The following is a 16,422-nucleotide window of genomic DNA, read 5'->3' as shown; positions in this document are numbered from 1 at the left end:
TACTGGCGGCATGAAAAAACAACAGGGCTATACGCTAATTGAAACGCTGGTGGCAATGCTCATCATCATCACGCTCAGCGCGTCAGGGCTATATGGCTGGCAACGCTGGCAGCAACAGCAACGATTGTGGCAAACCGTCGTTCAGGTGCAGGACTACCTGCTGCAACTGCGCGAGGATGCCAACTGGCATAACCGTGACCATGTCATCGGCGTTATCAGAGAGGGAACGTCATGGTGTCTGGTCAGCTCTGCTGCGGCTCAAAATACCTGTAAGCCCGCTTCTGCGTTGGTGTTAATCCCGCGCTGGGATGATGTTGAGATGGCAGACATCACGCCATCGCTGGCCTTTTTTGGCCTGCGCAACACCGCATGGGCTGGACATATTGGCCTAAAAAATGCCGCGGGTGAACGGTGGGTGGTGATATCGAACTGGGGGCGAATTCGGCTTTGTGAGCGTGATGAGGCAGATGTATGTCGGTAAACGAACGCGGTTTTTCATTGCTGGAGGTGCTGATCGCAATGGCTATCAGCAGCGTTTTGCTACTGGGGGCTGCGCGCTTTTTACCGGCGCTTCAGCACGATATATTGCTCAACACGCGCCAGTTAGCCCTTGAAGATGAACTCTGGCAGCGAGCCTATACGGTGGCTAAACATCTCCAGCGGGCAGGGTACTGTCACGGAAACTGTAGCGGTGAAGGGCTGGTGATATCGGGACACGGTGATTGCGTAATTGCGCGTTGGGACGCTAACGGTAACGGCATTTGGGAGACAACCCCAGCTAAAGACGCGGACCAGATAGGTTTTCGTTTACAAGACCAGGTGCTGGAAACCTTGCGTGGTGCGACATCCTGCGATGGAAAGGGCTGGGATAAAATGACCGATCCTGACACTGTTCTGATTGAGACATTTCAGGTTGAACGCCAGAACATCAGCGGATTTGCGCCCATCCTGACCTTGCGTCTGCGCGGAGCCAGCAAAAGTGCGCCACAAAAGGTTATTGAAGCGCGCTATAGCGTGACGGGGTTTAACCTGTGAACCGGGAACGCGGCGTATCGTCCCTGGCGATGGTGCTTTTGCTTCTGCTGCTCGGCGGTCTGCTGCTCCAGGGGCTTAGCCAACAGGAAGCCAGTTTTGCTTCGCGCGTTGCTACGGAAAGTCAGGCTTTGCAGCACCAGGCTGTGGTGCAATCCGCCATGGAATGGGGACGTATGCAGTCCTGGCAACGGCAACCGGCCGTGCAATGCCGGCGTGATTCAACCGCGAATGCAGCCGTTTGTCTGCGATGGTATGGCGAGGATAACGTGTTGCTTATTACCGACTATGAAGGGATGTCACTATGGCGGCAGGGCGAGGTTATCGATGGCAATATTGTATTTTCCGCACATGGCTGGAGCGATTTCTGCCCGCTAAGAGAGGCTACTCTGTGCCTGCTACCCTGAACCGGCAACGCGGTTTTAGCCTGCCAGAAGTGATGCTGGCAATGGTACTTATGGTCATGATTGTGACCGCATTGTCGGGGTATCAAAGGGTATTAATGAACAGTTTCCTCATCAGAAGTCAGTACCAGCAGCTGTGGCGTCATGCGTGGATGCAAACCCAAATGACGGCATTTCCGTCGCCGTTAAACTGGCAGGTAAACCGAATGCAGACAACGCGGGCGGGATGTGTCAGCATCAACGTCAAACTTTCTTCACCCTTGGGCAGGCAAGGTCAAATGACGCGTCTGCACTGCCCAAACAGTCAGTAGTCAGGAGCCGCTATGTTAAGGGTCTACCACTCCAATCGTCTGGATGTGCTGGAAGCGTTAATGGAATATATCGTTGAGCGCGACCGGCTCATCGATCCCTTTGAACCTGAAATGATCCTGGTTCAAAGTACCGGCATGGCGCAATGGCTACAAATGACCCTGGCACAGAAGTTCGGCATTGCCGCCAATATTGACTTCCCGCTACCTGCGAGTTTTATCTGGGATATGTTTGTGCGGGTACTGCCGGATATCCCAAAAGAAAGTGCGTTCAGCAAGCAGAGTATGAGCTGGAAGCTGATGACGCTGCTGCCGCAGTTGTTGGATGACGAGGCGTTCACGTTGCTGCGCCAGTATCTGACAGACGATACCGACAAGCGTAAGCTGTTTCAGCTCTCCTCACGTGCCGCTGACCTGTTTGACCAGTACTTAGTCTACCGCCCTGACTGGTTGACGCAGTGGGAGTCGGGGAAACAGGTTGAAGGATTGGGGGAGTCTCAGGCCTGGCAGGCACCGTTGTGGAAAGCGTTGGTGGAATACACCGCAGAGTTGGGGCAAGAGCGCTGGCACCGCGCCAATTTATATCAGCGATTTATTCAGACCCTGGAAAATGCCTCAAGCTGTCCGCAGGGGCTGCCCGCTCGCGTCTTTATTTGCGGCATTTCCGCACTGCCGCCCGTGTATCTTCAGGCCCTGCAGGCGCTGGGGAAGCATATTGAAATTCATCTGCTGTTTACCAATCCATGTCGTTACTACTGGGGTGATATTAAAGACCCCGCGTATCTGGCAAAGCTGCTGGCACGTCAGCGTCGGCATAGCTTTGAAGAACGTCATCTGCCGCTGTTTCGTGATAGCCAGAATGCTGAAGAGTTGTTTAACAGCGACGGCGAACAGGATGTCAGTAACCCGCTGCTGGCCTCGTGGGGCAAACTGGGGCGGGACTATATTTACCTGCTTTCCGAACTGGAAAACAGCCAGGAGCTGGATGCGTTTGTGGATATCACGCCTGACAATCTTCTGCATAACATTCAGTCGGATATCCTTGAACTGGAAAGCCGGGCCGTGGCGGGCGTTAATCTGGAGGAGTATTCGCGCAGCGATAATAAGCGCTTACTTGAGCCGAATGACACCAGCGTAACGTTTCATGTCTGCCACAGCCCACAGCGTGAGGTGGAAATTCTTCATGACCGCCTGCTGGCGATGCTGGCGGCGGACCCAACGCTGACGCCGCGCGATATCATCGTCATGGTGGCGGATATCGACAGCTACAGCCCCTTTATTCAGGCTGTTTTTGGCAGCGCGCCGGCCGATCGCTATTTACCGTATGCCATTTCTGACCGTCGTGCGCGCCAGTCTCATCCGGTTTTACAGGCGTTTATTAGCCTGCTGTCTCTGCCGGACAGCCGCTTTGTCTCCGAGGATGTGCTGGCGTTACTCGATGTTCCCGTGCTGGCGGCGCGCTTCAACATCAACGAAGAAGGGCTGCGCTATCTCCGCTTATGGGTGAATGAGTCAGGCATTCGCTGGGGCATTGACGATGACAACGTGCGTGAACTGGCACTGCCGCCGACAGGCCAACACACCTGGCAATTTGGTTTGACGCGAATGCTGTTGGGCTATGCGATGGAAAGTGCGCAGGGGGAGTGGCAATCCGTACTGCCGTATGATGAGTCCAGCGGTTTGATCGCCGAACTGGTGGGGCATCTGGCTTCGCTGTTGATGAAACTGAATCTCTGGCGTCGGGGTCTGGCGCAGGAACGTCCGCTGGAAGAGTGGTTGCCTGTTTGCAACGACATGCTTAATGATTTCTTCCTGCCGGATGTGGATACCGAAGCGGCAATGACGCTGATTAAAGATCAGTGGCAGGCCATTATCGCTGAAGGTCTGGGGGCTCAATACGGCGAGGCCGTGCCGCTTTCGCTGTTACGGGATGAGCTGGCACAACGGCTCGATCAGGAACGCATTAGCCAGCGCTTCCTCGCAGGTCCGGTCAATATCTGTACCCTGATGCCGATGCGATCGATTCCTTTCAAAGTAGTGTGTCTGCTGGGCATGAACGACGGCGTTTATCCGCGCCAGCTTGCGCCTCTGGGTTTTGATCTGATGAGCCAAAAGCCGATGCGTGGTGACCGAAGCCGCCGCGATGATGACCGCTATCTGTTTCTGGAAGCCCTGATTTCGGCGCAGCAAACGCTCTACATCAGCTACATTGGTCGTTCAATCCAGGACAACAGCGAACGCTTTCCGTCGGTGCTGGTACAAGAGTTGCTGGACTATATTGGGCAAAGCCACTATTTGCCGGGTGATGAAGCGCTCACCTGTGATGAAAGCGAGGCCCGGGTAAAAGCGCACATAACCCGTTTGCATACCCGCATGCCTTTTGACGCACAAAACTATCTGCCGGGAGAGCAGCAAAGTTATGCCCGGGAGTGGCTGCCCGCGGCGAGCCTGACAGGCAAAGCACACACTGATTTTGTGCAACCACTGCCATATGTCATGCCTGAAATCCTGACACTAGAGACGCTGCAGAGATTTTGGGCACACCCGGTGCGGGCTTTTTTCCAGATGCGGCTACAGGTGAACTTCCGCTCTGAAGAGAGTGATATACAGGAGACGGAACCCTTTATCCTTGAAGGATTAACCCGCTATCAGCTTAATCAGCAGCTGCTTAACACGCTGGTTGAACAGCATGATGCGGAGCGTTTGTTCCGTCACTTCCGTGCGGCAGGCTCGCTGCCTTACGGGGCATTTGGCGAAATCCTGTGGGATGCCCAGCGCCAGGAAATGCAGTCGCTGGCCGAGCGTATTATCGCTTGTCGCCAGCCGGGTCAGAGTATGGAGATCGATCTCAACTGCAACGGCGTGCAAATCACCGGGTGGCTACCGCAGGTTCAGCAGGACGGTTTGTTGCGCTGGCGCCCATCTTTGTTAAGCGTTTCTCAGGGCGTGCAACTTTGGCTGGAACATCTTGTCTATTGTGCCAGTGGTGGAGCGGGTGAGAGCCGGCTGTTCCTGCGTAAAGATGCAGAGTGGCGTTTTCCTCCACTGGATGCCGAGCAGGCAATGCGCTACCTGGCGCAGCTTGTTGACGGGTATCGCGAGGGCATGTCATCGCCGTTGCTGGTGCTACCGGAAAGCGGTGGGGCATGGATAAAAACCTGTTATGACGCCGCAAATGATGCCATGTTAGAGGATGACGACACGCGGCAAAAAGCGCGTAGTAAGTTTTTGCAGGCCTATGAAGGCAACATGATGGTACGCGGTGAGGGTGACGATATCTGGTATCAACGCCTGTGGCGTCAGCTGGAGCCGGATACGCTGGAGGCCATCGTGGCGCAGTCTCAGCGCTTTTTGTTACCGTTATTTCGCTTTAATCAGTCATGATGATTGTATAAAAATTGCGCAATTCGATGGCTTCCTCTATGATGCGCTTTCTGTCACGGACTGATTCTTACACATAAGATGCTGACTCGTTCAGCACAAAGTCTTGCCCTGTTCAGACCCCGCCTTTCTGCGTGGTTTGCTGTGAACAGGTGAATACGTTAATGATGAGGTTTGTGAATGCCCCGCAGCACCTGGTTTTGCGCAATACTGTTGTTCGTCGCCCTTTGGGCGCCCGTAAGTCAGGCAGATACCGGTTGGCAGCCCTTAGCTGAAACCATCCGTAAAAGCGATAAAGATACCCGCCAGTATCAGGCCGTGCGCCTGGACAACGGCATGGTCGTGTTGCTGGTATCCGATCCCCAGGCTGTGAAATCCCTTTCCGCACTGGTGGTGCCCGTTGGGTCTCTGGAAGATCCCGACGATCATCAGGGGCTGGCGCATTACCTCGAACACATGTGCCTGATGGGCTCAAAAAAATACCCGCAGCCGGATAGCTTAGCGGAATTCCTTAAAATGCACGGCGGCAGCCACAATGCCAGCACGGCGCCTTATCGCACGGCTTTCTATCTTGAAGTTGAAAACGACGCGCTGCTCGGGGCGGTGGATCGTCTGGCGGACGCCATTGCCGAACCGTTGCTGGATAAAAAATATGCCGATCGCGAGCGTAATGCCGTTAACTCTGAGCTGACGCTGGCGCGTACCCGTGACGGTATGCGTATGGCGCAGGTGAGTGCCGAGACCATCAACCCGGCGCACCCGGGCTCGCGCTTCTCCGGCGGTAACCTGCAAACGCTGAGCGACAAGCCGGGTAATCCGGTGCTGCAGGCTTTACAGACGTTTCATGAAAAGTACTACTCGGCAAACGTGATGAAGGCGGTAATTTACAGCAATAAACCGCTGCCAGAACTGGCGCGGATAGCCGCTGATACCTTCGGACGGGTGCCAAACAAAAATATCGAAAAGCCGGAAATCACCGTCCCGGTAGTTACCGACGCGCAAAAGGGCATCATAATCCACTATGTCCCGGCGATGCCGCGTAAAGTGCTGCGCATTGAGTTTCGTATTGATAACAATAGCGCACAGTTTCGCAGTAAAACCGATGAGCTGGTGACGTACCTGATTGGCAACCGCAGCCCAGGTACCTTGTCTGACTGGCTGCAAAAGCAGGGATTAGTGGAAGGCATCCGTGCGGACTCTGACCCGGTGGTCAACGGTAACAGCGGTGTATTAGCCATTTCCGCGACCTTAACCGACAAAGGCCTGGCGAATCGCGATGAAGTGGTCGCGGCCATCTTTAGCTATCTCAACCTGTTACGCGATAAAGGCGTCGATAAACGTTATTTCGACGAACTGGCGCACGTGCTGGATCTCGACTTCCGCTATCCGTCCATCACCCGTGATATGGACTATGTGGAATGGCTGGCAGATACCATGATCCGCGTTCCGGTAGAACATACGCTGGATGCGGTAAATATTGCCGACCAGTACGATGCGAAAGCCGTGCAGCAGCGTCTGGCGATGATGACGCCGCAGAACGCGCGTATTTGGTACATCAGTCCAAAAGAGCCGCACAACAAAACCGCATACTTTGTTGATGCGCCTTATCAGGTCGATAAAATAAGCGATAAAACCTTCGCTGACTGGCAGCAAAAAGCGCAGGGCATTGCGCTGTCTTTGCCGGAGTTAAACCCCTATATTCCTGACGATTTCACGCTGATTAAAGCGGATAAAAAATATGCGCGTCCGGATCTGATCGTCGATGAGCCGGATTTACGCGTGGTCTATGCGCCGAGCCAGTATTTTGCCACTGAGCCGAAGGCCGATGTCAGCGTGATCCTGCGTAACCCGAAGGCGATGGACAGTGCCAAAAACCAGGTGTTATTCGCGCTTAACGATTACCTGGCAGGCATTGCGCTTGACCAGTTGAGTAATCAGGCTGCGGTGGGCGGTATTGGCTTCTCGACCAATGCCAACAACGGTTTGATGCTCAACGCTAACGGTTATACGCAACGTTTACCGCAGCTTTTTCAGGCGCTGCTGAGCGGCTATTTCAGCTATACCTCTACGGAGGAACAACTGGAACAGGCGAAATCCTGGTACGCGCAGATGATGGATTCTGCGGAAAAAGGCAAAGCCTACGACCAGGCGATTATGCCGGTACAGATGCTTTCTCAGGTGCCGTACTTCTCGCGTGATGAGCGCCGTAAGCTGCTGCCTTCTATTACCTTAAATGAGGTGATGACCTACCGCGACACGTTAAAAGCCGGGGCGCGACCTGAATTCCTCGTGATTGGTAATATGAGCGAGGCGCAGGCGAAGACCATGGCGCGGGACATCCAGAAACAGCTGGGTGCTAACGGCTCGGAGTGGTGTCGTAACAAAGATGTGGTGGTGGACAAAAAGCAGTCCGTTATCTTTGAAAAAGCGGGCAGCAGCACAGACTCCGCGCTGGCGGCGGTATTTGTCCCCACCGGCTACGATGAATACACCAGCTCTGCCTACAGCGCCATGTTAGGACAGATTGTGCAGCCGTGGTTCTACAATCAGCTGCGTACCGAAGAGCAGTTGGGATACGCCGTATTTGCCTTCCCGATGAGCGTAGGCCGTCAGTGGGGGATGGGCTTCCTGCTGCAAAGCAGTGACAAGCAGCCGTCTTATTTGTGGGACCGCTACAAAGCATTTTTCCCCACGGCGGAAGCGAAGCTGCGGGCGATGAAAGCCGATGAGTTCGCGCAAATTCAGCAGGCTATCATTGCGCAAATGCTGCAGGCGCCGCAAACGTTAGGGGCAGAAGCTTCGCAGTTAAGCAAAGATTTCGATCGGGGTAATATGCGCTTCGATTCACGTGATAAAATCGTGGCTCAGATTAAACTGCTGACGCCGCAAAAGCTTGCCGATTTCTTCCATCAGGCGGTGGTTGAGCCGCAAGGCATGGCGATACTGTCACAGGTTTCCGGCAGTCAGAACGGGAAAGCAGACTATGTGCACCCGGAAGGCTGGAAAGTGTGGCAGACCGTCAGCGCGTTGCAGCAAACCTTACCCCTGATGAGTGAAAAGAATGAATGATGCCGCTGAGTCCCTTGATCCTCTCCGCTTGCCCCTGACGGGCGAGCGTTTGATTGAAGCCTCCGCAGGCACCGGTAAAACCTTTACCATCGCCGCCCTGTATTTACGTTTACTGCTTGGACTGGGCGGCTCTGCCGCCTTTCCCCGTCCGCTGACCGTCGAAGAGCTATTAGTGGTCACCTTTACGGAGGCGGCCACTGAAGAACTGCGTGGACGTATTCGTAGCAACATCCATGAACTGCGCATTGCTTGCCTGCGTGAAACCACCGAAAACCCGCTGTACGTCCGTCTGTTAGATGAAATTGCCGATAAAAAGCAGGCCGCGCAGTGGCTGCTGCTGGCTGAACGACAGATGGATGAAGCGGCGGTGTTTACCATCCACGGTTTTTGTCAGCGCATGCTCAGTCTCAATGCCTTTGAGTCCGGCATGTTGTTTGAACAACAGCTGATTGAAGATGAATCACTGCTGCGTTATCAGGCCTGCGCGGACTTTTGGCGTCGGCATTGCTACCCGCTGTCTCGCGATATTGCGCAGGTGGTTTTTGAAACGTGGAAAGGGCCGCAGGCGCTGTTGAGGGATATCGATCGCTACTTGCAAGGGGAAGCGCCGGTCATTAAAGCACCGCCGTCAGCAGATGAAACGCTGGCATCCCGACACGAAAAAATCCTCGCACGCATCAACCAAATCAAGCAGCAATGGTGCGATTCGGTTGATGAGCTGGACGGATTGCTGGAAGCCTCGGGGATCGACAGACGTAAATTTAACCGGGGTAATCAGGGCAAGTGGATTGAGAAGATAAGCGCCTGGGCGCAGGAAGAAACGCAAAGTTATCAGTTGCCGGATGCCCTGGAAAAATTCTCCCAGCGTTTTCTGGAAGAACGTACCAAAGCGGGCGGCATCACGCCACAGCATCCGCTCTTTGTTGCCATTGATGAACTGCTCGCTGAGCCGCTGACCATTCGCGATTTGGTGATCACACGGGCACTGGCGGAGATCCGCGAAACGGTGGCTGCAGAAAAACGTCGACGCGGTGAGCTGGGTTTTGACGATATGCTCAGTCGTCTCGATGCGGCGCTGCGCAGTGAAAGCGGCGACGCACTGGCGACAGCCATCCGCAGTCGTTTTCCGGTGGCAATGATTGATGAATTCCAGGACACCGATCCGCAGCAATATCGCATTTTCCGCCGTATCTGGCAGCATCAGCCGGATACGGCCCTGCTGCTGATTGGCGACCCGAAACAGGCGATTTACGCGTTTCGCGGCGCGGATATTTTTACCTATATGAAGGCGCGCAGCGAAGTGAGCGCGCACTACACGCTCGACACCAACTGGCGCTCGGCGCCTGGCATGGTTAATGGTGTGAATACGCTGTTTAGCCAGATGACCGACGCCTTTATGTTCCGCGAAATCCCCTTTAGTCCGGTGAAATCCGCCGAAAAAAATCAGTCGTTGCGGTTTGTCCTGAACGGTGAAACACAGCCAGCGATCAACATGTGGTTGATGGACGGGGAAAGTTGCGGTGTCGGTGACTATCAGAATTACATGGCCCGGGTTTGCGCGACGCAAATTCGTGACTGGCTGAAAGCCGGACACGCGGGCAAGGCGCTTCTGACGAGCGCTAAAACATCACGACCGGTACGTGCGTCGGATATCAGCGTGCTGGTGCGCAGTCGCCAGGAGGCAGCGCTCATCCGCGATGCGCTGACGCAACTGGCGATCCCGTCGGTCTATCTTTCCAACCGTGACAGCGTCTTTGAAACCCTCGAAGCGCAGGAACTGCTGTGGGTATTGCAGGCGGTGATGACGCCGGAGCGTGAAAATACGCTGCGTAGCGCACTGGCAACGTCGATGATGGGGCTGAATGCGCAGGATATCGAAACGCTCAATAATGATGAGCATGCCTGGGATGCGGTAGTCGAGGAGTTTGACGGCTACCGTCAGCTCTGGCACAAGCGCGGCGTGATGCCGATGCTTCGCGCGCTGATGTCGGCGCGTCAGATTGCGGAAAACCTGCTGGCAACGGCGGGAGGCGAGCGTCGCCTGACTGATATTTTACACATCAGCGAGCTGTTACAGGAAGCCGGTTCGCAGTTGGAAAGCGAGCATGCGCTGGTGCGCTGGTTATCCCAGCATATTCTTGAGCCGGACAGCAATGCATCCAGCCAGCAGCTCAGGCTGGAAAGCGATAAGCACCTGGTCAAAATCGTCACTATTCACAAATCGAAAGGGCTGGAATACCCGCTGGTCTGGCTGCCTTTCATCACTCATTTTCGCGTGCAGGATCAGGCGTTCTATCACGATCGCCGTTCGTTTGAAGCGGTGCTGGATCTCAGCCAGGCTGATGAGAGCATCGAGCTGGCTGAGGTTGAACGTCTGGCGGAAGACCTGCGTCTGCTCTACGTCGCGCTGACCCGTTCGGTATGGCACTGCAGCCTTGGCGTTGCACCGCTGGTACGCCGCCGGGGAGATAAAAAAGGTGACACCGATGTGCATCAAAGCGCGCTGGGCCGTCTGTTGCAAAAAGGCGAGCCGATGGACGCTGCCGGACTGCGCGCCGCCATTGATGCACTTTGTAGTGACGATATTGCCTGTCGGGTCCCTGATGAACCGGACACCGAACGCTGGCTTTCTGCTGAAGAAAGCCGCGAGCCGTTGAGCGCGCGGACGCTGCCGCGCCTGCCAGGCGATAACTGGCGCGTTACCAGTTATTCCGGCCTGCAACAGCGCGGGCACGGTATCGCGCAGGATCTGATCCCCCGGCTGGACGTTGATGCGGCGGGCGTCGGTGAAGCGATTGTGGAATCCGGACTCACGCCGCACCAGTTCCCGCGTGGGGCGTCACCGGGCACATTTTTGCATAGCCTGTTTGAAGCGCTTGATTTTACCCAGCCGGTGGACCCGCTTTGGGTGCAGGAGCAACTCGCGCTTGGCGGGTATGATGCACATTGGGCGCCGGTTCTGACCCCGTGGCTGGAGGCCATTTTGCATGCGCCGCTCAACGAAACTGGCGTGAGCCTGAGCGCACTTTCAGCGCATGAAAAACAGGTGGAGATGGAGTTTTATCTGCCGATTTCGCAGCCGCTGATTGCCAGCCAACTGGATGCGTTGATCCGCCAGTATGACCCGCTCTCGGCGGGCTGTCCTCCGCTGGACTTTATGCAGGTACGCGGCATGCTGAAAGGGTTTATCGACCTGGTGTTCCGTCATCAGGGGCGTTATTACCTGCTCGACTACAAGTCTAACTGGCTGGGTGAAGACAGTACGGCGTACACCCAGCAGGCGATGGTCGCTGCTATGCAGGCACATCGCTATGATCTGCAATATCAGCTTTATACCCTGGCACTGCACCGCTATTTACGTCATCGCATTGCAGACTACGACTATGAACGTCATTTTGGCGGTGTCATCTACCTCTTCCTGCGCGGCGTTGACAGCGAACAACCGCAGCAGGGGATTTACGCGACCCGACCTGACGCAGAATTGGTTGCCTTGATGGACGAGATGTTTGCCGGTGCGACACTGGAGGAGACGTTATGACAATCCAAACGCGATTACTGGAGGCGGTAGAGCAAAAGCAGCTCCGGGCGCTGGATGCCCAGTTTGCGCTGGCGGTTGCCGGTAACGATAACCCTGCGGTCACGCTGGCAGCGGCGCTACTCAGTCGTGAAGCGGGTGAGGGACACGTCTGTTTACCGCTTTCCCGTTTATCCTTAAGCGAAGACGCCCATCCTCTGCTGAGCGCATGGCTAGGCGAAGCAGGTGAGCCAGCAGACTGGACTGAATGCCTGCTGGCCTCCGTGGCGGTGAGTCGTGGCGAGCGTCCTACTCCGCTGGTGCTGTACGGCGATCGCCTGTACCTGAACCGGATGTGGAATAACGAACGTACGGTCGCCCGTTTTTTCAGTGAAGTTAACCAGGCCATCGACGTCGATGAGTTGCGGCTGGCCCAGACGCTGGAGACGCTTTTTCCGCGAACAGAAGAGGGCGTTAACTGGCAAAAAGTGGCGGCGGCCGTGGCGCTGACTCGCCGTATATCGGTGATCTCCGGCGGACCGGGCACCGGTAAAACCACCACGGTTGCGAGGCTGCTGGCGGCATTGATTCAGATGACCGACGGCGAGCGCTGTCGTATTCGCCTGGCGGCACCGACGGGAAAAGCGGCGGCGCGTCTGACCGCGTCGCTGGGCGCGGCACTGCGTGAGCTGCCGCTGACCGATGAGCAAAAGAAACGCATTCCGGATGATGCCAGTACGTTGCATCGGCTGTTGGGTGCGCAGCCCGGCAGCCAGCGCCTGCGCCATCATGCGGGCAACCCCCTGCATCTTGATGTGTTGGTGGTGGATGAAGCCTCGATGATTGATTTGCCCATGATGTCACGCCTGATTGATGCGCTACCGCCGCACGGGCGGGTGATTTTTCTTGGCGATCGCGACCAGTTGGCGTCCGTTGAGGCGGGCGCGGTGCTGGGGGATATCTGTGCCTTTGTGAATGCCGGGTTTACCCCCGAACGAGCAAAACAGCTGAGTCGGCTGACCGGCAGCACCATTCCGGCGGGCGTGGGCACCCAGGCCGCCTCTTTGCGGGACAGCCTCTGTCTGCTGCAAAAAAGCTACCGTTTCGGCAGTGATTCCGGTATCGGCCAGCTGGCGTCGGCGATTAATCGCGGTGATAAAGCCGCGCTGAAAACGGTATTCCAGCAGGGATTTAGCGATATTGAAAAACGTACCCTGCGCAGCGGGGAAGACTATGTCGCTATGCTTGAAGAGGCGTTAGCCGGATATGGCCGCTACCTGACGTTGTTGCGCGAAGGCGCAGAGCCGGGGGCTGTCATTCAGGCATTTAATGAATATCAACTGCTGTGCGCCCTGCGAGAAGGGCCATTCGGCGTAAGCGGACTGAATGAACGCCTTGAACAGGTGATGGTACAAAAACGTAAAATCCAGCGTTCCGCGCATACCCGCTGGTACGAGGGGCGACCGGTAATGATTGCGCGTAATGACAGTTCGCTGGGGCTGTTTAACGGAGATATCGGTATTGCGCTCGATCGTGGGCTGGGGCTGCGGGTATGGTTCGCTTTGCCGGATGGGTCCATCAAGTCGGTGCAGCCCAGCCGTTTGCCGGAACATGAAACCACCTGGGCGATGACGGTGCACAAATCGCAAGGGTCTGAATTTGATCATGCGGCGTTGATTTTGCCCAGCCAGCACTCACCCGTTGTCACCCGCGAACTGGTATATACCGCCATTACCCGCGCGCGCCGCCGCCTGTCGTTGTACGCCGATGAGCGGATATTAACTGCGGCTGTTGCTATTCGCACGGAACGTCGCAGCGGGCTGTCTGCGCTGTTTAATGACGGCATTACAGAGTAGGTTTTGTTGGCCGGATAAGGCATTTATGCCACATCCGGCAACGACCACTATCCCAAATCTGCCATCAGCACTTTTGACCGCCGCTGATAGTTGTACATCTCTTTCTTGCTTTCCGGTAGCAGGTCGATATCCACCGGGGTAAAGCCGCGCTCCTGAAACCAGTGAATGCTGCGCGTGGTCAACACGAACAGCTTGCTGAGCCCCATTTGTCGGGCTTGCACGGCGATCCGCTCCAGCAAAACCTCGCCACGCGATGAACTACGATAGTCCGGATGCACCGCTACGCAGGCCATTTCGCCAATTCGTTCTTCCGGGAAAGGGTACAGCGCGGCACAGGCGATGGTCAGGTTATCGCGCTGAATAATGGTGAACTTGTCGATCTCCATTTCCAGTTGTTCGCGCGAGCGGCGAACCAGAATACCTTGCTGCTCTAGCGGGCGGATCAGCTCCAGGATCCCGCCGATATCATTGATGGTTGCGCGACGGATCTGCTCGGCACTCTCCATCACGATTTGCGTCCCAATCCCGTCACGTGAGAACAGTTCTTGCAACAGCGTGCCGTCTTCCTGATAGCTAATCAGGTGGCAGCGGCGTACCCCGCTACGACAGGCTTTGACTGCACCCCGCAGGAAGCGCACGGTACCGGAGCTGTAGTCACCGATTGCTTCCTGGGCTTCAACGCGTGCCTGGGCCTCGTTGGGGAACAGTTCGGACACAATATCGCCATCATCGTTAATGACCCCTTGCGAGGAGCAAAAGCCGATCATCTTTTCTGCCTTCAGTTTGATGGCTAACTGAGTGGCGACCTCTTCAGACGTCAAGTTAAAGCTCTCGCCGGTCACAGAAACGGCGACAGGTCCCATCAGAACAATGGCGCCGCTGTCCAGTTGGCGGTGAATCGCCTCTTCATCAATACGACGAATGCGCCCGCTGTGGCAGTAATCGACGCCGTCATCCACGCCCAACGGCTGGGAGATAATAAAATTCCCGCTGACCACGTTGATGTGCGCACCCTGCAAGGGCGTATTGTTCAGGCTCATCGACAGGCGTGCAGTAATATCAAGCTGGAGCAGACCAGCTGCCTGTTTGACCAGCTCCAGCGTTTTGGCGTCGGTCACGCGCGTATTCTTGTGATACACCGGCTCATGATGATGCGCAGCAAGATTGGCATCAATCTGTGGCCGTGCGCCATACACCACAACCAGGCGAATGCCGAGGCTATGAAGGAGTCCAATATCATTGACGATACTGGAAAAATTTTCATGCTCGATGGCTTCGCCGCCCAGCATAATGACAAACGTTTTTCCCCGATGGGTATTGATATAGGGAACAGAATGGCGGAATCCCTGTACCAGCTCGGTTCTACGCTCCTTCACCACGGCACACCTCTATTGCATGATTATTCGTAATTTGTGTATTTTTATTCTGTTTTCACGTTGTGCGCAAGCGTAATTTTTATTCCTGCTAAAGATTTTTCCCAGTAATGCCGTGAATATAAAAAGAATGTTTACCCTTTTGTAGATGACAGATTATGCGTCATTCGTTAAAGTTTCCGGTCAATTCGGACGTACCTCTACTAAAGATTTCTTTTGCTCGGGAGAAGCATGTCGGGATCCAATTCAGCAATCAGTCGCCGCCGTTTACTGAAAGGTGCGGGTGCTATGTGGCTTTTGAGCGTCAGTCAGGTCGGTTTGGCTGCCGTGAGTCAGGTCGTTGCGGTGCGCGTATGGCCAGCCTCCAGCTATACCCGCGTCACGGTAGAATCCAATCGTCTGCTGAAATACAAACAGTTTGCCCTGAGTAATCCTGAGCGTGTGGTGGTAGATATTGAAGGCGTCAATTTGAACTCGGTGCTTAAGGGGATTGGGACGCAGATCCGCCCGGACGATCCGTACATCAAGTCGGCAAGAGTCGGGCAGTTTGACCCGCAGACCGTGCGTATGGTGTTTGAGCTGAAGCAAAATGTGAAGCCACAGCTTTTTGCGCTGGCACCGGTAGCGGGCTTTAAAGAACGACTGGTGATGGATCTCTATCCGGCCAATGCCCAGGATGTACAGGATCCTCTGCTGGCGTTGCTTGAAGATTACAACAAGGGCGATCTGGATAAGCAGGTGCCGCCTGCGCAAAGTGGTCCACAGCCGGGTAAAGCGGGGCGCGATCGTCCGATTGTCATTATGCTCGATCCCGGTCACGGCGGAGAAGACTCCGGTGCCGTGGGGAAATACAAGACGCGCGAAAAAGACGTGGTGCTACAAATTGCCCGCCGTCTGCGCGCGCTGATTGAGAAAGAAGGCAACATGAAGGTCTTTATGACGCGAAATGAAGATATCTTCATTCCGCTGAAGGTGCGCGTGGCTAAAGCTCAGAAACAGCGTGCCGATCTGTTTGTCTCTATTCACGCCGATGCGTTTACCAGCCGACAGCCCAGCGGTTCGTCGGTGTTCGCACTCTCCACCAAAGGCGCGACCAGTACGGCCGCAAAATTTTTGGCGCAAACCCAGAACGCCTCGGATCTTATTGGTGGCGTCAGCAAGAGTGGTGACCGCTACGTCGACCACACTATGTTTGATATGGTGCAGTCACTGACTATCGCCGACAGCCTGAAGTTTGGTAAAGCGGTACTGAATAAACTCGGTAAGGTGAATAATCTGCATAAGAACCAGGTTGAACAGGCCGGGTTTGCGGTACTGAAGGCCCCTGATATTCCGTCTATCCTCGTGGAAACGGCATTTATCAGTAACGTTGAAGAAGAGCGTAAGCTCAAAACAGCGACGTTCCAGCAGGAAGTGGCGGAGTCGATTCTGGCAGGGATCAAAGCGTATTTTGCCGATGGGGCGACGCTGGCAAGAAGGGGATAA

Annotated in this window: 10 protein-coding genes; 9 read left to right on the top strand and 1 reads right to left on the bottom strand. The window is 55.3% G+C overall.

Going from position 1 to position 16,422, the window contains the following annotated elements; genetic code table 11:
• Positions 1-10 precede the first annotated feature (10 nt).
• From FDW88_RS19335 to recD, 8 genes are all read left to right on the top strand, one after another.
• Positions 11-481: a prepilin peptidase-dependent protein gene (locus FDW88_RS19335; RefSeq protein WP_137363185.1), complete on the top strand. Its 471-nt coding sequence runs from the start codon at positions 11-13 to the stop codon at positions 479-481.
• Positions 472-1,035: a prepilin peptidase-dependent protein gene (locus FDW88_RS19330; RefSeq protein WP_117343822.1), complete on the top strand. Its 564-nt coding sequence runs from the start codon at positions 472-474 to the stop codon at positions 1,033-1,035. The genes FDW88_RS19335 and FDW88_RS19330 overlap by 10 nt, the downstream gene beginning before the upstream one ends.
• A complete protein-coding gene (locus tag FDW88_RS19325; protein WP_137363184.1) occupies positions 1,032-1,439 on the top strand; it encodes a DUF2509 family protein in 408 nt (135 codons plus the stop codon). The genes FDW88_RS19330 and FDW88_RS19325 overlap by 4 nt, the downstream gene beginning before the upstream one ends.
• Positions 1,424-1,747 carry a prepilin-type N-terminal cleavage/methylation domain-containing protein gene (locus tag FDW88_RS19320; protein WP_096755854.1) on the top strand — a complete coding sequence of 108 codons (324 nt, stop codon included), beginning with the start codon at positions 1,424-1,426 and terminating at the stop codon, positions 1,745-1,747. The genes FDW88_RS19325 and FDW88_RS19320 overlap by 16 nt, the downstream gene beginning before the upstream one ends.
• A gap of 12 nt (positions 1,748-1,759) precedes the next feature.
• Positions 1,760-5,128, top strand: coding sequence for an exodeoxyribonuclease V subunit gamma (gene recC / locus FDW88_RS19315; protein ID WP_137363183.1), 3,369 nt, complete (start codon positions 1,760-1,762; stop codon positions 5,126-5,128).
• Between the two features lie 177 nt (positions 5,129-5,305).
• On the top strand, positions 5,306-8,194 hold the full coding sequence (ptrA, locus tag FDW88_RS19310) for a pitrilysin (RefSeq protein ID WP_137363182.1): 2,889 nt from the start codon (positions 5,306-5,308) through the stop codon (positions 8,192-8,194).
• Positions 8,187-11,732 (top strand): exodeoxyribonuclease V subunit beta, encoded by a 3,546-nt coding sequence (recB, locus tag FDW88_RS19305; protein WP_137363181.1) that lies wholly within the window; start codon positions 8,187-8,189, stop codon positions 11,730-11,732. The genes ptrA and recB overlap by 8 nt, the downstream gene beginning before the upstream one ends.
• On the top strand, positions 11,729-13,564 hold the full coding sequence (gene recD / locus FDW88_RS19300; RefSeq protein WP_137363180.1) for an exodeoxyribonuclease V subunit alpha: 1,836 nt from the start codon (positions 11,729-11,731) through the stop codon (positions 13,562-13,564). Before recB ends, recD begins: the two co-directional genes overlap by 4 nt.
• A 47-nt stretch (positions 13,565-13,611) precedes the next feature.
• Here the strand turns inward: recD and argA are convergent, their stop codons facing one another.
• Complete coding sequence (gene argA / locus FDW88_RS19295) at positions 13,612-14,943, bottom strand: amino-acid N-acetyltransferase (protein WP_096755859.1); 1,332 nt, start codon at positions 14,941-14,943, stop codon at positions 13,612-13,614.
• Positions 14,944-15,168: 225 nt separating this feature from the next.
• Between argA and amiC the strand changes: the two genes are divergently transcribed.
• Positions 15,169-16,422, top strand: coding sequence for an N-acetylmuramoyl-L-alanine amidase AmiC (gene amiC / locus FDW88_RS19290; RefSeq protein WP_096755860.1), 1,254 nt, complete (start codon positions 15,169-15,171; stop codon positions 16,420-16,422).

The organism is Citrobacter sp. wls829, assembly GCF_005280825.1.
In the GTDB taxonomy this organism is placed as follows: Bacteria; Pseudomonadota; Gammaproteobacteria; order Enterobacterales; family Enterobacteriaceae; genus Citrobacter; species Citrobacter gillenii.
Note: the sequence above shows the minus strand (reverse complement) of the source record. Positions and strands in the feature narration are given on the sequence as shown.